Here is a 19365-nt window from a genome sequence, read left to right as displayed (position 1 = left end):
GAAAATGAACTACGACACAATATGTCTGAAAATTTTATTTTTTTCGAATAGTAGTGCTGGTAATCGGAGTAACCTTTTCAAATCATCCATTCTACTATTTTGGAATTACCGAAGGTTCAGCTGATAAAGAGCAAAACAAAAGCGCTGGATTCCTCTCCAGCGCTTTCTTCAATACAAGTGTCGTCCGCCCGCATTCATTTATTTTTCCAACATAAAGGAAATCACTTTTGCCGCTTGCGCACGTGTTGCTGTGTTGGCCGGTTTGAACCGATTCCCGTAACCTGAACATCAACATCGTCATCATTTTACTGCAGCTGATTGCATGCTTCCTTGTATTATGCAAGGAAGCATGCCTGATGCGAACGCTTTGCGACTGTTTCAATTTTTTCGTAGTAACAACATATTAACGGTAATAATGGTAAACGCGATAAAGGCCAGCAGCGGAATGGTTACGAACCCTAACCAATTAATATATTCCCCCGAGCATGGGATTCCGCTTTTACACATCTCGAATGTTTGCAGGAAAGGAATTTTTTGCAGTGCATAATGATAGCCTGAGAGAATCATTCCAAGAATAGAAAACGGCAGTACATATTGATAAATCACTTGATCGTTCCGATAAAAAGCCAGTCCGAGTAAAATGGCGAGAGGATACATCAAAATCCGCTGATACCAACAAAGTGTACATGGAACAAATTGCATAACTTCACTGAAAAATAAACTTCCGATCACGGCTGTGATGGCTGCAATCCAGGAAAAGAGCAGCGGTTTACTCATCTCCGCTCTTCTCCTTTGCCGCTTTTTTGACCATTTCCTTAAAATCGTCGAATGTACGTCCCTCGAATTGTTTCCCATTAATAAATAAAGTCGGGGTGCCGGTTACTCCTAGCTTTTCCACATAAGACAGATCTTGATCCAAAGCATTTTTGGCATTGTTCTCTTCAAAGGCCTTTACCACTTTGGATACTTCTCCTTCACTTGCAATTTCTTTCAATGTACTCTCCAAAAATGATGGTGTATACAAATCAACCTTCTCATATTTCACGTCTTCAGGCTGTTTCTCATAGAGGCGTTCATGAAATTTCCAAAATGCATCATTTCCGAGTTCCTGATAGACGGCTTCTGCAAAAAGAGCAGAACGCTCAGAATCTACATTGATGAATGGATCATTCATAAAATAAAATTTCACTTTACCTGTTTCAATTAATTCCTTTTCGATCTGAGGAAAGAAAGATTCATTGAAGTCTTTACAAACCGGACATTTATAATCTCCGAATTCTACAATTTGAACCGGTGCAGACTCTTCACCCAAATACGGCTGATTTTCATAGTTGATCGCCGCTTCCTGCTCCTGTTCCTTTTCCTTTCCAGAGAAATTCCCTAAAAAAATCAGTCCTAACACGCATACACTAAATATCCCAATCACCCAAAATATCCATTTGGATGATTGATTGGATGACATGGTTGACTTTTTTGGGGGTTTTTTGTTTGGTTTTTTCTTTGATTTTGCCATAGTCTTCATTCACTCCAATGTTTGCAAAACGGATGAATTTGATTTCTAGAGAGATGTGTCTCCATCCGCTATAAGGCGATATGTTCCTTTGTTACCACTAGATCAAAAAAGAAAGGCACCTCCCGATGTAACCATTATAGTTACATCACAAAAGAAAAATCAAGAACTGATTCATAAACCGTTAACAGTTAACAAAAAACTTTTTCTACTGAAAAGTCCTGTCATCAAAACCCTTGACTTTACCGCACTTCTCATGCCGGGCCATCCTTTTGACTTTTTTTCTATTTATCTTCTTTTTCTTCTCCTAAAAACCAGGTGCTTTTTAGCAATTTCACAGCCACACTTTCCCTCTCCTTTCAAATAACGGTTTACGCTTTTTAAGCACGGGTACATATAACAATAGAAGCTGAATTTCTCTTCATAAAGAAAAATCAAAATCAAGCGGCTGTATAGAAGATATACAAAAGCACTCATATGGAGGTGATCGGAATGGATCATTCAAAATCCCGGAATCAATCAAAAAAAATGGACAATCCCGAACAATACGAAACAAAAACAAAAAGTCTCTTTGATCGTTTTGAGAGTGAACGAAATGTGGACCCTATCCCGCTGGAAGATCTGAAAGAGGAACAGCGGGAAGAAAAAGATGGTTACCATACGAAAGACACTTCCTCGAGCGAGAAAAAGCATAATCCAGATTCATAAAAACGTCCCTTTTTCAGGGCCGTTTTTTTTTTTGGAAAACAGTCTCTTAGAAAACAAGAAAAAAACCGCTCTCACACGAGCGATCCATCTCCCAAATCTTTGATTTTTCGACTTTTTCCATTTTTATTTCGTCTCTTATCTTTTGAACATGCACTTCGCTTGCGCTTCCCATCGCTTTCGTTTCTTGATGCCTTTTCTCCACTTAATTAGTTCATGCATCCCTAAAATAACAGTGACAATCAAACCGCTCATTGTCACAAATAAGGCAATATATTCAAAGATGGAATAGGACCCCATTTTTTCCCACCTAATGTTTCCTTTTAAGTCCTCGATTACCTGGTTCATCCCATATATCCCTCCTACGACCGTATAGAGGGTAAGAATTAAAAGAAGAAGACTGTTTTTCTTCGATGAAAAGGCCTCTTGATATTTGTATAAACTTTGTAAAGTTTGTCGGGCATCATCGTACAGGGCATCAATATTAAGCATGTTTTTTAAATGCAAAAAGATCTCTCGGCCTTGTGATTGGGTAGTAAATTCTATAAAAAAATAGTTTGCTGTAAACGTATTGATGGAATGAATAAGCTTTTCAACTTTTTCTGCATCCCGGTCAATACTAACTTCGGAGTAGTCCTTGTCTATTTTAAGCAAAACGATTTTATGGAATAAATTAAGAAGCAAACCATAATAATACTCACCATACATTTGACTTGCAAGCCGCGGTAATATCCGCTCATTCTCATTTGTAAGACAAGAAAAACTATTCTTTTCTAATACATAATAAGTGTTCGGTGCCCACTTTTCATAACTATTCTCTCGCAAAAAACGGCGAATATAGGATGGGTTATTGGAGCTAATGTACGGGTTTCCTTCTGAATCCAGCCCATCCAGGCTTCCTGCCCGATACACGTCCACACTCTCAATGCTTTCATCCTGCTCCAAACTAAACAGGGATTGAACAAACATTCGTTCATCTTCAAAAAACGGGAATGTTTCAAAATAGGAACCGGCCATTCCTTTTTTATCAAAAAAGCGATCAAGATGCGGGATTAAAAACTTAAAAAGAAAATTTCCTACATGATCATAACGTTTCTTGTCATATTCCACAATCGTCTCGACATCTTCTGACCTCCTTGGTTCCAGTACCCTAAAACGCGCCCCAAATTCTATGGCGCTTGAAAAATCAACTTTAAAAAGATCTGCAATCTCAGTCCGTATGGTCAAAAAGGCTAATTCATAAGGACAAATGACCACATCAGCGGAAAGTAAAGTAAACGGTATGACCTTTTTGTTTGCTTTCAATGAACACGATAGGTTGAAATTTTTGGAGTACCGCTGAAATCCTCCATTTGTTTCGGTTTGAGGAAAAAGAATTTTATTCGTAAAAGGGAGATAATAATGTTCCATATCAGCATGGTGGACACTAAACTTTCCATAGTAACGATCTTGGGCCTCTAGATTATCTAATCTAAATCGTTCAAAACCCCGCTTTTTCAAAGCCGAAACCATTGAAGATTCTGATCCGCCTTTCATGATGAAAGGAAAAATGAATTGAAAAATCGCATGGTTCATTTTTTTCTCTTTCAAGATAATGGGTTTCATAATGACTGATTATCCTTTCAAAAAGTCGCTTTAAAGGTACACGTACCCTTTTCACCGTTTTTTTATTCCCTCCAATTTCTGTATACCCACTTAAAACTTAAAAGAAAAACAATTGATTTTTTTACAGAACAAACCATGAGGGACCTTTTTCATTTATCGAAAGCGAAACCACAATAAAAAAATCATATCCTTGTAAACAATTTCCTTTAAAGGTCGGGTGTTGTCATAAAAAATAAAGGGTAATAAAATCAGAAATCACTTATTATCCAAGGATAAGCTGCCAAAAAGCGGCTGGCAAGGATGCGGGCGGGAGATAATGCGGATCTTAAAGCATACGCGGGAAAAATAGCGGTGAATTTAGAAACGGATTTATAACCATTCTTAACGAAAGGAGAACTTTATGGGATTATTGTTTATTTCTATATATTTAATAATCGTAAAATTAGTAATCGAAATATCCTCTTCCCTCTTGCAGGTGACTGGCTTAGACCCTAAAATCGCCAGATATCAGGCTATCTCTATGTTAACTGGAACCGGGTTTACGACTGACGAGTCAAAGTTAATCATCAATCATCCTGTGAGAAGAAAAATCAGTGAAGTTTTAATCTTATTTGGAGCCTTTTCGCTGGCTGTCATCATTTCTTCAATCAGCAATATACTATCAGATGACTTTAACATTTCCACTCTTCTCATTATTTCCGGCATATTGGGTTTCATTTCACTCGTCCTGAGAGTTCCATCGATAAATGAACGATTGACTCACAGAGTTAAAAGGAAAATCAAACATAATTTTTCGGTGTCCGAACTTCCGATAAGAGATGTGCTTTATTTTTCTAAAAACGATATCGTGATAAATTTAATTGTCAACGAGGAATTTGAATACAAGGATAAAAAACTAAAAGAAATGATTCACCCCCATGAAGATATCCACGTCCTTCTCATCAATAGAGGCGAATTTCCGATTCGAAAAAATTTATATGAAACCACTTTGCAATTAGGGGACCGCATTGTCCTATACGGAGATAAGGATTTAATCAAGCAGAGGTTTACACATTTTTTGACTGAACGAGCGGAGTGATTGATAAAATGTAAAGCCCTCCTTTAAACGGAAAGCTCTGTTAAACTTCATTGCTGATCTATGCCGCACTTTGCGGCACCACAGATTATGGAAGAAATTCTGTTCTTCCATGTGAGAGGAAGTAGGTTCCTTTTTCTTCTGCCAGCAACTGCTTGTAAGTCGTACTATGAGACATTCCTTCATCTATCATTTTTTACTCACATGAATGTTAGATTTGCGTTTTTGCCATAAATCAGTTTCTTCAAGCTGATCAACTAAGGAATATTGTGCATAACACGGTAGATATCTCAATAAAAAAATATCATTAACTCAATTATAAAAAGGGTATTACCCCACTACTTCAATTGTGTAGGGATGTTCAGGAATCTGAATTTCCATGGTCTTATTACCGTTTATTTTCACTCTCATTTTCGAAATCACAGGTTTCTTGTTTCCCATAAACCATTCACGGTCTTTATCGACAACTATAAATAATCCATTATCGTCACCGAATGCTTTAAATGTAAAAGAATCCATTTTCTCCTCAAATAAAGGAATATTCAGAATTCGAACATAAAATTTTCTCATTTCTTTAAGCTTAGTTGTTTGAAGTGTCAATTCAAGAATATGCATGGAGTCTCCTCCTTATTATGATAACAAGCATTCCTTGTTTTTTGAGCACTAGCTAGATAGCAATACTTTTTGGACAAGCAATAAAGAGGCCCATCCTATCATTCCCAGAACAATGGAAAATAGAAAAGGAACAGAGTGTTTTAAAGATAGAGCAACGATAAATATTAAAACAACAGTAGCCGGTAAACCATATAATACGCCAAACAAGAACTGGCTCAAATCGGTTGATTTCTCTCCCTGCATATATAACCAGAACAAACTTAGTAAACTTACAAGAGGAAGAGCAGCAACAATTCCTCCATACTTTGGAGAATACTTGGCCAGCGCACTAATAATCCCAATAATAAGTGCCGAGACAGTAGTTTTAAGAAGAAAATACATGTCTAGCCTCCTTGCTTAAGAGTTCAAATGCTTTTAAAACTTGTGCCTGGTCTTCAACACTAAGGCGCTCCAAAATAACCTGTAATTTTTGTTCATCTAACTCAGTATTTCTCTTTAAAGCTTCCTTCCCTGGAGTTGTAAGTTTCACTTGAACAATTCTTTTGTCTTCTAAATTCCTTTCTTTTTGTACATATCCCTTTTGCATAAGCCTTTTGATGTGCTCAGACGCTGTATTATGAGAAATGCCCATTACCTCTGAAAGAAGTTGTATGGTTACCCTCTTATTTTTTTCAATGGTTTGCATGCATCTTATATTTTGGTGTGTCAGTGACTCCTCGTGTTTGTAATGCAAGTAATAATAAAGATCTGTCCATGCCTTATTGATTGAATCAACACTCAAAATCATCATCCTTTAATATATCGTATAATACGATATATTAACAAAAAAATGTAAAGTTAGCAATAGGTGCTCCATCTGCACATGATACCCATGGAAAGTCTACATAAACATGATTTAACCACTTTGAAAAATCATTGCCACTCATGAATTTCTTTTCCTTCTCGTAATACTCTTTATTGGTAGACAAATACAGATTGTAGACATACCTGCCCATTTGTGGTATAAGATTTTTGATAAACGTTATATAAAGAAATATAAAGTAAAACAAAACCCTTCCTAATCTTGGAAGGGCTTTCTCAATATATATAAATCCACGTAAATCATTTGACATAAATAAAAAGCATTTATGTCAAATGATTTACGCATAAGCGGCTGACAACCGACGTTAAGGGTTCTTGTCAGCCGCTTATACAAGGCCTTTGTCAGCTCGTTCAAGATGAAAAAACAGAAAGGCATAAATAGAAGAAAAACCTTTGACATCATCTATCGCTTGTTATCCTGTTTATGTTCCTTTTCTTGATCTCCAATCAGCTGGTCCGGTAATGAGCCGGGTGTGTATACATTACATGCCCTTAATTACTGTCCAATAAAGTTTGGACTGTTACAAACTCGTATCCTTCTTCACGTAATTGATCAATCATCTTAGGAAGTGCCTGAACGGATCCATCCAATTCACCATTAAGGGCTTCAAAGCCGTGCTGCAAAATAATCCCTCCCGGCGATTTGTCCCTGTTTACAATTGATAAAATTTCTTCTGCTGATAGTCCGCTCCAATCAACGGTGTCCACTGACCACAAAATGGAACGGTAACCATGTTCGTCAAGTACACGAATATCGGCAGCTGTATAGGCGCCATACGGCGGTCTAAATAAGTCTGATTTCATTCCGGTAACTCTCTCAATCTCTTCCTGGGTAGATTGAACTTGTTGAATGACTTGTGAAGTCGTTAGTTTAGGCAGTTTAGGGTGACTCCAAGTATGGTTACCGATTGAGTGTCCTTCCCTTACAATGCGCTGTGTCAATTCAGGGAAGCGTTTGACCTGCTGTCCTACAACGAAGAATGTGGCGGGAACTCCCTTTTCACGAAGAATATCTAAAATTTGCGGAGTATAGATTCTATCAGGACCGTCATCGAAGGTTAAAGCAATCCTCTTTTCAGTTGTATCTCCTTTTTGATAAACGATTGGTTTGCCGGAAGACGGTGTATTCGTCTCAATAAAGGTTCTAGATAGCTGAGAATTATAGGATACCTTCATCCCCAACTTTTGGGCTGTGTACAATAACGGGATATAAGTTCCATCCTTAAGAGGGGTTATAGTGGTCGCAAGAGAGTCACGTGCCCATTTCCCATCCCCCCTGCAGAAACAGCATGACTTATCCAAAACTTCATGTTAGGACTAATATAAAATCGATTAATTCTTGATTTGACATGAGCAAAAACCGCCCATGTCAAATTCTTAACCTTTTCAGTCTATTCAGGATGCAAGAACAAACGAACATAAATAGGATTTCTCTTTTTTACACACGTGTAATTTGTTTTGTATCATTCGACTTAAGAGCCGCTAAAATGACTGCCAATGACTTCATGCCTTCTTCCCCTGTAATCAGTGGCTCTCTATCATTTAGAACACAATCAACAAAGTTTTCTATTACATATGAATTTTTTTGGCCGCCTTCTTCATTAGACTGAATTTTGCCAAGCTGATAATTAACCACTTCACCATTTGCATACTGTACTACCAGCGAGTAAGTTGGATCTTCTTCCAAACGAAGAATCGCTTTTTCACCGTAAATAACCGTAGAGTTATCTTCTTTTCCGACATAAGACCAGCTTGCGGCAAGCGTTCCGATGATGCCGCTTTCGGTTTTAAGTACACAAACCGCATTATCGTCCACATCGGCAAAATCTTTTGCGCTCGTTTCCACAAACGCGCCGACCTCTGTGATTTCTTCACCGAGCACATAACGAAGCAAATCCGTTTTATGAACGCCTAAATCGCCCATTGCCCCGATAAATGCCTGCTCTTTTTTAAAGAACCAGCCTTCCTTTCCTTCGACGCTCCAGGACTCGGGTCCAGGATGGCCGAATGCCGTGCGGAAGCTGTAAATTTTGCCGATTTCCCCATTCTTGATCAGCTGGCGCGCTTTTTGATGGGATTTAACGAAACGCTGATTGTGGGCAATCATTAATTTTTTGCCGCTCTTTTCAGCCGCTTCAATCATAGCCTCTGCTTCTTCTTTTGAAGTTGCCATCGGTTTTTCGCATAAAACATGGATACCTTCATTTAACGCCGCAATTGAGATTGGCGCATGCAGATAGTTCGGTGTACAAACGCTCACAGCTTCTACTTCGCCGCTTTGTAATAACTCTTCATAGCTCGTATAAGGTTTTACCCCATACTTTTCAGCCACTTCTTTTGCACGTTCTTCGACAATGTCACAGACAGCGACAAGCTCCGCGTCTTGATGCAATGCATATTCCGGTAAATGGCGATGCTGTGCAATACTGCCGCATCCAATCACGCCAACTTTTAATTTCCCCATCGTTTCTTCCCCCTTGATTATATATTAGTTTACTTTCACCGTAAGTTTTTCTAATGGTTGTGCATTTCCATAGACTGGACGATTGCGTTTTACAGGCTGTGCCCATTTCACGGCATTCACAATAACACGTTGAATCTCTTTGTTATGGTACGTCGGATATGTTTCATGGCCCGGTCTGAAATAAAACACTTTTCCGTTTCCGCGCTTATATGTGCAGCCGCTTCGGAACACTTCGCCGCCTTCAAACCAGCTTGTCAAAATAAGCTCATCCGGCGTGGGGATATCAAAATGCTCTCCATACATTTCTTCTTTTTCTAATTCGATATACTCACCAATTCCTTCAACGATTGGATGGCTTGGTTCTACAACCCAAAGACGTTCTTTTTCATCCGCTTCACGCCATTTCAAATCACAGCTTGTGCCCATTAATGCTTTAAAGATTTTGGAGAAATGCCCGGAATGAAGAACAATAAGTCCCATTCCATCAAGGACACGCTGCTGCACTTTTTGAACGATTTCGTCTTTTACTTCTCCATGGGCAAGATGTCCCCACCAAATTAGCACATCCGTATTGTTTAATACGTCATCTGTTAAACCGTGTTCCGGCTCATCCAAGGTAGCAGTTCCTGCTTCAAATCCTGCTTCGGTTAAGAATCCCGCAATCGCACCATGAATTCCATTCGGGTATATCTCTCTTACAACCGGATTTTTTTGTTCATGACGATTTTCATTCCATACCGTTACTTTCAACATAATAAAAACACTCCTTCTCGTTTTTTTCCGAAACTTTCCTTCACCGGAAGGAAAGTTTCGGATCTGCCTGAATATTTTTTTGAATTTAGCCCAGCTGCCGTCAAGAGCTTTCATAGCTTCTTCTTTAGATGCTTTTCCGCCAACATATGTTTGCAGGGTTGCGCCAAATTCCCGGCCTGCACCATCCGGATATTTCATGAATTGACCATGTTTGTTAATACAATGGCAACTACTGCATATTTAATGGTAATCCAGAAGGACTGCTGAAGCTTCCCCCTCCCTATATATCTAATTTTAATTAAGTATACAATTAATGAAACCGATTTCATTGACTAATAGAGTGGAAAATATTGACCTCATTCATTGTGGAAATTATTGATACATTTTCGTTGAAGGAACACACACATTTCCTGATAAGCCTTTTCGAACATCAAAGCTGGAATTTCAATGAGATCGTTCGAGGAACTAACATGAATATAAGGAACAGCTGTAGGGATATTTTTGTGAAGATATTGAATCTCTACTCGCCGAATGTCTTCGTAACAAACCTCTTTGCGTTCAAATAGAGTTTTAAAAATGACCTTTCGCTCTTCCAAAATAACCGACATGGACTTCACATACAAAAAGAAAAGAAATAATAATCCATAAACAATCGCTCCCCCTATCCACGACTTAATTGAAGGGGATTGAGAGTTTTGCAGATGGTTCACAAAGCCGTAAGTACACAGTAGAAAAAGTAAACCTATCAAAAAATACGTGAGCGAGGAAAAGCTTTTATATACTTTCATCACGGACTCCTTTTTATTCAGAGTTTAAAACGGGGAAACAAGCTGGTCATTTAATCATATGCAGGGTATTGAAATTTTTAACAATCATTTTCTAGAGTTGAAGGCATAAAAAAAGAGCGGTTGCATTAGGATTGTATATTTTTTAGCGGGTTGAGTGCTTCTGTTTCCACGAGCATGCCACTTAAAGTGGAGGTTTAGCCGCACACCAAAAGCTCCAATCTAATTAGATCTGCGTTTTTTAGTGCTCATATATCCGTTTTCATGAATGAACATGAGTAAAAGTACAATCGAATAACTTATGGGCGATGGATATGGAAGTTATGGCTATGGAGGCGCCGGCTATGGTGGAAGTGGCTTCAATATTGCGTTAATCGTTGTCTTGTTCGTTCTACTAATTATTGTAGGATCCGTTATTTGGAGCTAATAAGCCTAACATTCTTATAAAAATGGACCATTTACTATAAATAGGAGGTATTAAATATGGGCGATGGACTACGCAGTACTTTTGCTTTAGTGGTTGTCTTATTCGTTTTACTCATCATTGTAGGATATTCTTGTACAGGATTTGGCGGGTATTAATTCCCCATAAGGTGACATTAAACGTTCTCTTGATCCCCTTCTTCTTAATCGCTTCTATTTTTCTTTTAAGATTCAGACGACGCATTTTCTAAAAATGATCATTAAAAACATTTGGTTCATCATTTTGAGGTGTCCCAAAACCACTTGTTTTTTTGTGGTTTTGGGATATCCCCGCTTTTATTAGCCTTTTTTGATTTTGAACATTGAATTAGCATTCGCCTGAAATTCGGTGGTATTCCTTCTTTAATTTGTAACATTAAACGATAACAGAGCCAAACTGAAATAAAAAGTCAAGAGACCTTTGATTTTATAGTATTTCCCATGATGCTTTGCCTACAGAAAGATGGCTCACAAGGGCGCTCCTTCTGCTCTTGAATTACCCTCTCCAAGTCATATATGATATAATCAGCAAAGACCATCAACTTGATAGAATAGAGGATTATACATGTTAACGTTTGAAGAGAAACTAGAAATTATCGAATCGTTTCCCCAGTTGGAACGTAGAAACGTCTCCCTTGGACGTGTGAACTTTCATTATGAAGGGAGCGTTTTGGATAAAAAAACAGTCGTTTATCACTTACATCCGAACGGAAACGGTTTCGTCTACGCTGGCCACTTGCCGGCGAGTGCGACAGACAGCAAAGGAATGGTCAATATACGCGATTATTCAGCTGGGGATCTTCGTTCTTTAATTGAAGATTCCATTCGTTACCTTTCCAATGAAAGGGAGACGGCATTCCAAACAACAGCCGAACAAGCCATCATCGGGAATCAACCGGAGGAGCGCTGGGTAGGCCCGGAGGAGCATATGCTTATCCTTGTACATGAAGATGAATTATGGAACGTGTATTCCGGCTTGAATCTCGAAGCTGCTTTTGAATCATATAAAGAAGCAGAAGAATACATGCGGGAAGAAGGTTTTACACGCCGATAACTTGCTCCTGTTGAATTGAAGACTAACAAGAAAGCTGCTGGAACATTCCATAAAAAATGAAACATGAAAGAAGCAGAAATCTGAATGGTTTCTGCTTCTTTCAGTGCAATTGCTTTATTTTGTTTGTCCGCCAACCGTTTCTTTTGATTTCGTTGTAGTTGTGGTCGATGGATTGATCGTTCCTGTTCGTGATTGGGCGGGAGGAACGTTCGGGCTGTCTGCGGTCGAATCATGATGACTTTCTTCATCCGGTTTTACCCCATGAACCGTTCCTGTCAGCTCAGATCCTGCTTCCTTCACCTTTGATCCGATATCCGTTAAATCACTTTTCATTTCACTAGCGGCAGACATTGCCTCACCTGAAACATCCATTACTTTATTGACTTTGCCGAATACTTCCTCATTAACACGCTCGTACAAATTTTGCGCATCGTTAATCGCTTGTTTTAGCATATCTGCAGCATTTTTGAATTGTGAAACCATCTGGTCTTTTACTTCACCAGGATTCTCTTTTACATTCATAAATATTTCTTTTGAGGAATCCTTTAAATCGACTGCCTTATCTTTCATCTGAGTTCGTGTAGTGGAATCCAATAATGAGAGGGCTCCTCCGATGATTCCACCGATAATAATGCCTTTTACAAGCTTGCTGTTCTTTTCATCCGGCATCGTTGCTTGAGTTGTGGTGTATGTTGACGGTGCATTATCTGTTGATGATGCACTTCTTGTTGGAGCCGTCGTATTTGTTGATGCCGCGGTATTCACAGGTACCGCTGTGCCTTTCGCCGCATTTGTTGTACCAAATGTATCGGGTGTGTTTGTTGCGTTTGTTGTTGTCATTTTTATTCCTCTCCTTTATATGTTGATGATTTAATTCGTTATCGTTTTGTTGGTTATTTGTTTCCCGCATTTTTTCAGAGCTAAACCACGATTTGCAAAAAATTCTCTTTCACCAGTATTTACCTTGACCTCCATCGGACTGGATCATGAATCTTCCCTTCATGAAAAGCTGATCGCTTTATGGGCCACCTAGAAATCGGGAGCAATTTGGCGTATATGGGAACATAGGGATCATTATTGCACGAGAACACTGATTATCCCTAAATATGGAAAGAGAGCCGTTTTGTGTCCTTTCTCCTTCCATGTTAGGATGGATATGATACTAAATTAGAAAGGATTGATTTTTTATCAGTACTCTCGATTTAAATTACACGTCGGAAATGGAAAAAGCGATGTATCAGGCTCACGGAATGGGCTATGAGGAATACAGCCGGAAGCTCGATCAACGATTGAAGGTTGAACAGGAACGGGAAAAGGACTATCTACAAAGCAGACGTATTTTAGAGGGAATGAGAATCAATCCTTTAAGCTAAACCGAATAGAGGGACGGCTTTCCAATGAAAGCCGTCCCTCTATTCGGTTTAGTTAATTTTATAAAGTTTACATTTATCGTAAAAGCTTGTCTTACCGATTCCAAGTAATTTCGCCGCTTCCACTTTATTTCCGTCTGCGGCATCCAATGCCTGGATGATTGCTTCTTTCTCAGCCTGTGCCAGCACTTCTTTTAATGGACGAACCTCCGATTCATTGCACGAGAACACGTTTTCTGAAACTTCCATCTTTACACGCGACTCTAAAAGAACAGGTTCATCCTGTAAATATAGTGGCAAGTGCGACGTATAAATGACTCTCCCATCCAGCACATTGACAGCCCTCTCTAACACATTTTCAAGTTCTCGAATATTTCCCGGCCATGTATGGTGCTGTAATTTGCTCACTACATTTGCTGAAAGCTCGATACCCTGCCTATTAAACTTGTGCGCCAGCTTCTTTAATAGGATAGAGGCAATTGGGACAATGTCTTCCCTGCGTTCCCTGAGTGGAGGAATGTCAATCTTCATGACATTCAACCGATAATATAAATCTTGGCGAAACTTCCCCTGCTGGACCATCTCTTCCAAATTCCGGTGTGTCGCTGCCATCACGCGCACATCTACGGAAATGGGAGCCCTTCCGCCTACTCTTTCAATTTCTTTCTCTTGCAGAACGCGAAGGAGCTTACTCTGCATCGGGAGCGGCATGTCGCCGATTTCATCCAGAAAAATCGTCCCCCTGTGAGCCAATTCAAATTTCCCCATTTTCCCTCCGCGCTTTGCTCCTGTAAATGCTCCTTCTTCATATCCGAATAGTTCCGACTCAAGTAGATGCTCAGGAATCGAGGCGCAGTTTACCCGAACAAGCGGGAATGCTCCACGTGGACTAGCATGATGTATGGCGTGCGCAAATAATTCTTTTCCTGTTCCCGACTCCCCTAACAACAGCACAGCGGATTGGCTGCCTGACACTCGTTCCGCCAATCGTTTCGCCTCCAAAAATGCTTTATTTTCACCAACAAGATCTTCAAAGCGGTATTTGCTTCCCAATTCTTTTTCGAATTTCTTCTTGTAATATGTAAGTTCCTCCAGTAAAGGCTGTACTTTTCGTGAATAGTCGAGCCAATCCTGTGCGTTGCGGAACATGACTGTCCCAACTGCCCCTACCAGCTCATTATCGATGTACAACGGATACCGGTTAGCAATCATCTCACTCCCGTTTATGGACTGGATCGATGCTATCTCGGCTTGTCCTGTTTTTATCACCATGTGCATTCTTGTATTTTCAATGACTTCTTGAACATGTTTCCCGTGCGCTTCGTCTATAGTCGTTCCTAAAAACTCGCAGTATGCCCCATTAATATATTGAATGATGCCTTCACGGTCTACGACCACGATTCGTTCAGCCGCAGCATTAATGATTTCTTCCAACCATTCATACGGAAGTTTATCGATACCTGTTTTCACGATTCGCCTCTCCCCACTTCGTCTCACCATGGTGTGATGTATCTCTATGATAACAGAAGATAAAAGATAATTTTATACATTTTTCAGATATTATAAAACCAGGCCCCGATAAAACTACTTTGGGGCCTGCAGTTTTTCATGAAATGATCGCCAAAGATCGCCGTTCACATCAATGATTGTCATAATATCTACAAATGGAATTTTAAATGTCGGAAAACCTGCAGCAAAAGGAGCAATTTCATAAGGGGTAAAATAAAGGTAGAGTGCTTCTTCTGTGACATAAAATGGCTGATCTGCCTGAATTCCTTTAAAACGATCAGGAAAGACATATGAGTATTGGGGATCCGTTTTGATTTGATTGGCAATGTTGTCACTGAGTACTTTTACATAATCACTGTTTTGTTTGAATAAATCTTTCAACTCATAAAATCTTCCATTTGTTAGGTTGATATGAGGATAGATTCTAGAAGGCATGCCGTGGGCGGCCCCAAAAGGATAGTTGTAACCGTAAAGCTCTAATACAAGCAGATGCTTCTTGAAAAAAGGGATCAAGACATCACCTGTATAGCTGTGGTCAAGCTGGACATTCGGGGCAACCGTTTTCACTTGTGATAGTTCCTTCAGTTTCTGATTGACACGTTCTTGTACTCTTTTCAACAATATTCCTTCTATTTTGGGATAGTAGACAACATAGTCTTTATTCGGCTTAAATTTCAACTCTTTTACTTGATATTGCCCGTTTAACGGAACGACCGTATTTTGTGTCCAAATGAGCTTTCCTGCATGGTTATAATATGAAAGCCGTTGGTCTGTATAGGCTTTAATCAAATCGTCTTCAAACGCTACCGAGCCGCTGCCGCTTACGATCGGCAAATCTTGGGCGATTTTCCCGTTTCGATCGATAAAAAAGGTATATTCATCATCATAGGCTGAAGCATAACCGTTTTGATAAGGCGATACTCCTTTATAAACAAAACCGGTCAGAAAGCTTCCCTCCGTGTCAGCAATGGCATACACGGATCCCATAAACGGCCGTTTTTCGTCAATGGCTTTTCCAACCGCTGCACGATTTTGTCCTAATAAAATGATGTCATTATATTGGGGGGAAATCACGAATAGGCCTTCCTTATTAATTAAACCGTACCGATTTGTGTAATCATCGGACATGTTCACAACGGCTCTTCCATGACTAAATGGCTGTGCTCCCGAAAATTGCGGTTTTATAACCATTTTTCCTTCCTCATCGATAAAGCCGTACTTTTCGTTTTTGCCTTGTTGAAAAGCTAACAGCCCCTCGCTTAAATTGCCGACAAATTCATAAGGATACGTATGAAGCCGACTTCCGTTCTGATCAATTAGCGCATATTCCCGTTCCTTTATTTTTACCACTGCTTTTCCGGCGTTAAAGTCATACGCTGATTCATATTGAAGCGGAATCGCTTCGTTCCCTTTCCTGTCTAAAAATCCATCTAAATATTTTCCTTGCGCATCCGTGCCGGAAAACAAGGCCATTCCCTCTTCATACGGGGCAATATAGCTATATGCCTTCCTCGTCATCTCTTTTCCTCTTTCATCCATCACTTTATACCCTTGACCGTTAATAACAACAGCCCGTTGTTCCGAGAACGGAAATATGGTCTGATATTTCGGTTTTACTTTATAGGTACCTGACCGGTCAATTAATCCATACAATCCTTTCGATTGGACAATGGCCAAATGATTATCTTGAAAATCTTGTGCGTCCTCGTATTGGGCCGGCAAAACAAATTGGCCTTGGTTATTTATAAATCCCCACTTGATTCCACCTATGTCTTTCACCGCCGCGGGATATAAAGCGGCTTCTCTCGTAGACAAAACCGCTTCGATCCGTTGCTGTAAAGATAGCAGTTCCTTCCTGGCCGGGTATATATTGCCCAGCCGTATGGCTCGTTGAATGGACTTTAATGCATTGTACGGCTTCCTTTCTTTTAGCTGTGCATCCGCCAAGTAATACCAATAAGAAGAAGCATACGGTGCTTCCTGAATCTTTTGCTTATAATACCGCGCAACCTTCGTAAAATAAGAAGGATACAAATCCGAGGCCAAAACAAAATTCCCTTTACTCCATTTGTATACACTCACTTGATAAGCCTCTCCCGTATCATGCCTCCATAATGCGACTTCGTTTTTCCCGTCACATCCTGTTATTTCCGGTATATCCTCCACATGGATGCGGCTAAAATAAAGATCCTCTTTCACCACATTTTTCAAACCTTCGCACGTCCAATCATAAACCTCCAAAACTGACCACATGTCTCCCGCCAGCCATCCTATAATCAGATTGTTTCGGTTTTGATCCGTAATAGGAGCAGTTTGAAAAGAGCTCACTCCATATCCTTTCCCTTTTATGTTGGCTGCCACCCGCCAGGAATGGAGATGATATTTTAAAACAAGGAGATAGGTTTCCCCCAGCCATCTGTATGCAGCCGCGATTTCGGAAGTTCCATCTCCATCTAAATCCGTTTTCAGCACACATACGTCATGATAGGGTTTTTCCATTTCAATCAACTCGGCCATCGACGGCAAAAATGGTTGAATTATATGGATTACACTTGCTTCATGCCACATCATCTATACTCCCCATATTATGTTTTTAAACTATCATATGGGCATATGGAGATAATGGTACCTTGGCTTTGCAGAGAGGCCCATGAATGTAATATGCTATAATACCCCCTGCACAAATCGGCAGGTGAAAAAATATAAAGCAAAAAGGAGCTATTCTCAAACAGAATGGTTGTTGAGAATGCTCCTTCAACTAAATGATATCGAAATTTACGCAAGCCCTGTAAGCGTGTAGACCGTAATAATAAAGAATACAGCCAGTGTCTTAATGATCGTAATCGCAAAAATATCACGATACGCTTGACGATGGGTTAAGCCTGTTACCGCGAGCAGCGTAATAACAGCTCCATTGTGCGGTAATGTATCCATCCCCCCGGACGCCATCGAAATCACACGGTGCATCACTTCCGGCGGAATATTATACTTTTCAATGGCCTCTAAATATTTTTCCGACATGGCACTCAATGCGATTCCCATACCGCCTGAAGCGGATCCAGTGACCCCTGCAAGAGTAGTGGTCGTTACCGCTCCGTTTACAAGCGGATTGGTAAATGTTTCGGAAATTCCTTTACTGATAACCCCGAATCCTGGAAGTGAGGAAATCACGCCGCCGAATCCGTATTCAGCTCCTGTATTCATGGCCGCTAATAATGCACCGCCAATACTTGCATTAATACCTGTTTGGAAATTCAATTTAACTTTCTGCCAATTATATAGAAGAGTTGTCATAATCCCGACGACAAGTGCCATCTCAACTGACCAAATGGCCAATACGGAAGATAACTCGACTTTACCGAATGACTCCAATCCAATTTTTGCAAAATCAAACCCGTTTGGATACCAGCTCGGCAAAGACATCGTAAAAAACTTATTTGTTACAGCGACGAGAATAAGTGGAACAAATGCAAGAATCTGACGCGCAACCGTCGCGGAAGAATCAGCGGAAGTGCCAGGAACGGGTTCCTCTTCCTTAATAGCTGCTTCTACAGAGGCTGCCGTTTCCGGGCCATCGAAACCATCATATCCTTCTCCGGCCAACTCTGCTTTTTTACGGCGAGATTCCAAGTAAAAAATCCCGAGAATCAAAACGAAGATGGCACCTGTAACCCCAAGAATCGGAGCAGCATAAATGTCTGTTTTAAAAAACGTCGTCGGAATAACGTTTTGGATTTGCGGCGTGCCAGGCAGCGCATCCATCGTAAACGTAAACGCCCCTAACGCAATAGTTCCCGGAATGAGACGTTTTGGAATATTCGCTTCACGGAACAAGTTGGCAGCGAATGGATAAATGGCAAACACGACAACGAATAAACTTACACCGCTGTATGTTAAAATGGCACCCATAAGGACGATGGCTAAAATCGCTCTTTTTGCCCCGACCAATTGTACGATGGTTTTCGCAATCGTTTCCGCTAAACCGGACATCTCGACAACTTTTCCAAAAATCGCTCCCAGTAGAAAGACAGGGAAATATAATTTAATGAAGCCTACCATCTTTTCCATGAAAATATTAGAGAAAAACGGAAGTACGAAACTTGGTTCGGTCAATAAAACCGCAAACAATGCACAAATCGGAGCAAACAAAATAACTGAAAACCCGCGATACGCAACAAACATCAACAAACCTAATGCCAAAAGAATCACGACAAACTCCACAAATATCCCCCTTTTGCATATATATTGGCAGCTTTCAGTCAACCATTCCCCTATAATTGACCAAAGGCAGGAAACGTTTTCATTTTATTGAACACCCTATGCATTGCATAAAGCCATCCTCACCGAAAACGCTTGTCCCCTCTTTTACATGCAATTTCTGTGCCAAATTCATCGTTTAGACACAAATTGTTCACAACCGCTCGGTTTCTGTCACTTTTTGATGGATTCATCCTATGATGATGGCTCAATTTTCTAAAAAACAAGCTACATTTTCCGCTTTTCCGGAATATATTCTGTTTATTATTCCGAAAATACGGAATTTTCCGTTTTGGCGGAATAATAAAGGTTTAAGTGATAATAAAACACTCGCTTGAAT

Annotated in this window: 20 protein-coding genes and 2 pseudogenes; 6 read left to right on the top strand and 16 right to left on the bottom strand. The window is 40.0% G+C overall.

Features of this window, described 5'->3' with window-relative positions:
• Positions 1–198: 198 nt before the first annotated feature.
• The 3 genes and pseudogenes from ACFOU2_RS10995 to ACFOU2_RS10985 all read right to left on the bottom strand — a co-directional run.
• A pseudogene (locus ACFOU2_RS10995) lies at positions 199–285 on the bottom strand (S-layer homology domain-containing protein); the annotation flags it as partial.
• A gap of 93 nt (positions 286–378) precedes the next feature.
• A complete protein-coding gene (locus ACFOU2_RS10990; protein WP_377915028.1) occupies positions 379–777 on the bottom strand; it encodes a disulfide oxidoreductase in 399 nt (132 codons plus the stop codon).
• The gene (locus tag ACFOU2_RS10985) at positions 770–1513 is read right to left on the bottom strand and encodes a DsbA family protein (RefSeq protein ID WP_377915026.1); all 744 of its coding nucleotides are present in this window, start codon (positions 1511–1513) and stop codon (positions 770–772) included. Before ACFOU2_RS10985 ends, ACFOU2_RS10990 begins: the two co-directional genes overlap by 8 nt.
• 489 nt (positions 1514–2002) lie before the next feature.
• On the opposite strand from ACFOU2_RS10985, the gene ACFOU2_RS10980 reads away from it, so the two are divergent.
• The gene (locus tag ACFOU2_RS10980) at positions 2003–2218 is read left to right on the top strand and encodes a hypothetical protein (RefSeq protein WP_377915024.1); all 216 of its coding nucleotides are present in this window, start codon (positions 2003–2005) and stop codon (positions 2216–2218) included.
• A 135-nt stretch (positions 2219–2353) separates the two neighbouring features.
• Here the strand turns inward: ACFOU2_RS10980 and ACFOU2_RS10975 are convergent, their stop codons facing one another.
• Positions 2354–3820 carry a hypothetical protein gene (locus ACFOU2_RS10975; RefSeq protein WP_377915022.1) on the bottom strand — a complete coding sequence of 489 codons (1467 nt, stop codon included), beginning with the start codon at positions 3818–3820 and terminating at the stop codon, positions 2354–2356.
• Positions 3821–4220: 400 nt separating this feature from the next.
• On the opposite strand from ACFOU2_RS10975, the gene ACFOU2_RS10970 reads away from it, so the two are divergent.
• Positions 4221–4898 carry a hypothetical protein gene (locus ACFOU2_RS10970; protein ID WP_377915020.1) on the top strand — a complete coding sequence of 226 codons (678 nt, stop codon included), beginning with the start codon at positions 4221–4223 and terminating at the stop codon, positions 4896–4898.
• Between the two features lie 327 nt (positions 4899–5225).
• On the opposite strand, the gene ACFOU2_RS10965 is transcribed toward ACFOU2_RS10970, so the two are convergent.
• From ACFOU2_RS10965 to ACFOU2_RS10930, 8 genes and pseudogenes are all read right to left on the bottom strand, one after another.
• Positions 5226–5510, bottom strand: a complete 285-nt coding sequence (locus ACFOU2_RS10965; protein ID WP_377915018.1) for a hypothetical protein — start codon at positions 5508–5510, stop codon at positions 5226–5228.
• 48 nt (positions 5511–5558) lie between these two features.
• Complete coding sequence (locus ACFOU2_RS10960) at positions 5559–5891, bottom strand: DUF3147 family protein (RefSeq protein ID WP_377915016.1); 333 nt, start codon at positions 5889–5891, stop codon at positions 5559–5561.
• Positions 5875–6297, bottom strand: coding sequence for a MarR family winged helix-turn-helix transcriptional regulator (locus tag ACFOU2_RS10955; protein WP_377915014.1), 423 nt, complete (start codon positions 6295–6297; stop codon positions 5875–5877). Before ACFOU2_RS10955 ends, ACFOU2_RS10960 begins: the two co-directional genes overlap by 17 nt.
• A gap of 97 nt (positions 6298–6394) precedes the next feature.
• A pseudogene (locus ACFOU2_RS10950) lies at positions 6395–6505 on the bottom strand (helix-turn-helix domain-containing protein); the annotation flags it as partial.
• 358 nt (positions 6506–6863) lie between these two features.
• Complete coding sequence (locus tag ACFOU2_RS10945) at positions 6864–7547, bottom strand: polysaccharide deacetylase family protein (protein ID WP_377915012.1); 684 nt, start codon at positions 7545–7547, stop codon at positions 6864–6866.
• A gap of 262 nt (positions 7548–7809) precedes the next feature.
• Positions 7810–8835 (bottom strand): Gfo/Idh/MocA family protein, encoded by a 1026-nt coding sequence (locus ACFOU2_RS10940; RefSeq protein ID WP_377915010.1) that lies wholly within the window; start codon positions 8833–8835, stop codon positions 7810–7812.
• A gap of 24 nt (positions 8836–8859) precedes the next feature.
• Positions 8860–9588 (bottom strand): ThuA domain-containing protein, encoded by a 729-nt coding sequence (locus tag ACFOU2_RS10935; protein ID WP_377915102.1) that lies wholly within the window; start codon positions 9586–9588, stop codon positions 8860–8862.
• 356 nt (positions 9589–9944) lie between these two features.
• Positions 9945–10376, bottom strand: a complete 432-nt coding sequence (locus tag ACFOU2_RS10930; RefSeq protein ID WP_377915008.1) for a hypothetical protein — start codon at positions 10374–10376, stop codon at positions 9945–9947.
• Between the two features lie 298 nt (positions 10377–10674).
• On the opposite strand from ACFOU2_RS10930, the gene yjcZ reads away from it, so the two are divergent.
• From yjcZ to ACFOU2_RS10915, 3 genes are all read left to right on the top strand, one after another.
• A complete protein-coding gene (gene yjcZ / locus ACFOU2_RS10925) occupies positions 10675–10800 on the top strand; it encodes a sporulation protein YjcZ (protein ID WP_377915006.1) in 126 nt (41 codons plus the stop codon).
• A 56-nt stretch (positions 10801–10856) separates the two neighbouring features.
• Positions 10857–10955 (top strand): YjcZ family sporulation protein, encoded by a 99-nt coding sequence (locus tag ACFOU2_RS10920; protein ID WP_377915004.1) that lies wholly within the window; start codon positions 10857–10859, stop codon positions 10953–10955.
• Positions 10956–11400: 445 nt separating this feature from the next.
• Entirely contained in the window at positions 11401–11889 is a 489-nt protein-coding gene (locus ACFOU2_RS10915; protein WP_377915002.1) for a hypothetical protein, read from the top strand.
• 114 nt (positions 11890–12003) lie between these two features.
• Here the strand turns inward: ACFOU2_RS10915 and ACFOU2_RS10910 are convergent, their stop codons facing one another.
• Positions 12004–12729, bottom strand: a complete 726-nt coding sequence (locus ACFOU2_RS10910; protein ID WP_377915000.1) for a hypothetical protein — start codon at positions 12727–12729, stop codon at positions 12004–12006.
• A gap of 392 nt (positions 12730–13121) precedes the next feature.
• Here ACFOU2_RS10910 and ACFOU2_RS10905 point away from each other — a divergent pair, with 392 nt between their 5' ends.
• Positions 13122–13262 carry a hypothetical protein gene (locus ACFOU2_RS10905; protein ID WP_377914998.1) on the top strand — a complete coding sequence of 47 codons (141 nt, stop codon included), beginning with the start codon at positions 13122–13124 and terminating at the stop codon, positions 13260–13262.
• A 48-nt stretch (positions 13263–13310) separates the two neighbouring features.
• Here the strand turns inward: ACFOU2_RS10905 and ACFOU2_RS10900 are convergent, their stop codons facing one another.
• The 3 genes from ACFOU2_RS10900 to ACFOU2_RS10890 all read right to left on the bottom strand — a co-directional run bounded on the left by ACFOU2_RS10900 (position 13311) and on the right by ACFOU2_RS10890 (position 18989).
• Positions 13311–14729: a sigma-54 interaction domain-containing protein gene (locus ACFOU2_RS10900; RefSeq protein WP_377914996.1), complete on the bottom strand. Its 1419-nt coding sequence runs from the start codon at positions 14727–14729 to the stop codon at positions 13311–13313.
• A gap of 114 nt (positions 14730–14843) precedes the next feature.
• Entirely contained in the window at positions 14844–17339 is a 2496-nt protein-coding gene (locus ACFOU2_RS10895; protein ID WP_377914994.1) for a WG repeat-containing protein, read from the bottom strand.
• A gap of 204 nt (positions 17340–17543) precedes the next feature.
• A complete protein-coding gene (locus ACFOU2_RS10890) occupies positions 17544–18989 on the bottom strand; it encodes a GntP family permease (protein WP_377914992.1) in 1446 nt (481 codons plus the stop codon).
• Positions 18990–19365: the final 376 nt, after the last annotated feature.

Source organism: Bacillus songklensis, assembly GCF_042649685.1.
Lineage (GTDB): Bacteria > Bacillota > Bacilli > Bacillales > Bacillaceae_H > Bacillus_BA > Bacillus_BA songklensis.
The sequence above is the reverse complement of the archived record's forward strand: the minus strand, read 5'-3'. Positions and strand labels throughout refer to the sequence as shown.